The organism is Blautia sp. CAG:257, from assembly GCF_000433815.1.
GTDB lineage: Bacteria > Bacillota > Clostridia > Lachnospirales > Lachnospiraceae > Blautia_A > Blautia_A caecimuris.
In genome coordinates this window covers 1-1643 of sequence record NZ_HF998982.1, presented here as the reverse complement: position 1 = coordinate 1643, position 1643 = coordinate 1, and the positions used below count along the sequence as shown (strand labels likewise).

Genomic DNA, 1643 nt, shown 5'->3' with positions numbered 1-1643 from the left:
AGGCTGCCGACTCAATGTCTTAACTAAATGACATTGCCATAAGCGGGCTCCCTCTTTTCATTTACATCTGTCTCCTAATAGTCTGCCTCTGAATTTGCATCTTCATCTACATAATCCTCTCCGGAATCGTCTGTATCTCCACTATCCTGAGGCTCTTCATAGTCAGAGGAATCCTCATAGTCCTGAGAGTTTTCCTGCATTTGCTGTTCCTGTTCATACTTATACAAAAAACTTGGAGAAAAATATTCAATTCCATCACTATGTATACAGGTTGCAATATTCACGCCATCTTTCACATAATAATCCACATCCACATTCAGACTTGTTCGAAGACTGCTGGCTCCGACTACCTCATTTTCCTCAATATTCACTTCTGCATCACTGATATCAAAAGTCATTTCATAAAAATTGCCATCAGAGCCTGTCTCTATAGTCATTGATGTGTCATCATTAGTCATTACATTTCCACTGATGTATTGAATTTCATATTCTTCCTCTGTTTCGCTTCCTGATGAAGAGTTACCGGAATTGCCTCCTGTCTGTGATGAGCTGCTGCTTCCGGACTGTGAACCGGCGCTGCTCTGAGAGCCTGTGTTAGAAGGTTTCGGTGTAGCGGTTGCCTTTGGCGTTGGCGTTGCTGTTGCCTTCGGTACTGCGGTTGCCGTTGCCTGCGGACTTGGCGCTGCTGTAGGGGCTGATGTGGATTCTTCTGTCAGACTACAGCCGGAAAAACACATCATTGTCATTCCCAATGCCATAAATACTGCTATCATTTTTTTATTATTCATTTTTTCTTTCCTCCCGCTATACGAAATTATTATTTATGTTTATTATATCCCTTTCTTTTTCCGTTCTGTAAAACCTGTTATAATCACGGCGCTTTTTGTAATAATTTCGTTGCTGTTCATACTGCCTTTTGATCAGGGCGCTGTGAACAATATAAATCCTGTTCCTTCTGTTCTCCCCTTTTCGGAAATTCGTCTTTTACAATCGGGCCTCCTGTGATAAAATATTTATAAAATACTGCAAAGGAACTATCTGCTATGACATTTACGCAAAAAGTCAAACAAATCATTCTGCTTATTTTTGGTCTGTCTGTAGCCCATCTGGGGGTTACCTTTTTTATTCAGGCAAACCTTGGCACAGACCCTTTTAATGTTCTGGTACAGGGAATTTTCCGAAGCATTCCATGGCCGGATGCACTTCACTGGACTCACGGACGCACTCATATGATGATCTGCTTTCTGATCATACTGGTACTGCTTGTGATTGACAGAAGCTACATACGGATCGGAACCATTATCTGTATGTTCCTTGGGGGACCGATCATTGATCTTTTCACTGTAATCCTTGGAAACTATATCAACAGCTCTCTTCCTCTTGCAGTACGTGTTATTGTCCTTGTTGCAGGATGCATGATTCTTGCTTTGGGGATGACCATTGTCATCAAATCCGAGGCCGGAACAGGCCCCAATGACCTGGTGGCCATTGTGATCAGCGACAAAACCCACAGAGCTTTTGGTCTTGTCCGTATTTTAACAGACTGCTTTTTTGTTGCAGCCGGCTTTCTTTTAGGAGGAACCTTCGGTCTTGGAACTATTATCTGCGCCTTTATCGTAGGTCCGGTTGCTCAGATCTTTATG

General features: G+C 42.5%; 2 protein-coding genes. One reads left to right on the top strand and one right to left on the bottom strand.

What is annotated here, in order from left to right; genetic code table 11:
* Positions 1–74 precede the first annotated feature (74 nt).
* Complete coding sequence (locus tag QVP40_RS00635; RefSeq protein WP_022066580.1) at positions 75–788, bottom strand: hypothetical protein; 714 nt, start codon at positions 786–788, stop codon at positions 75–77.
* 255 nt (positions 789–1043) lie between these two features.
* Between QVP40_RS00635 and QVP40_RS00630 the strand changes: the two genes are divergently transcribed.
* Positions 1044–1643 (top strand): YczE/YyaS/YitT family protein (locus QVP40_RS00630; RefSeq protein ID WP_288200057.1); only part of this gene is annotated, 600 nt, incomplete at its 3' end.

Excerpts from the sequence above, each read along its gene's own strand:
- QVP40_RS00635 (WP_022066580.1), bottom strand. The coding sequence starts at position 788 with ATGAATAATAAAAAAATGATAGCAGTATTTATGGCATTGGGAATGACA.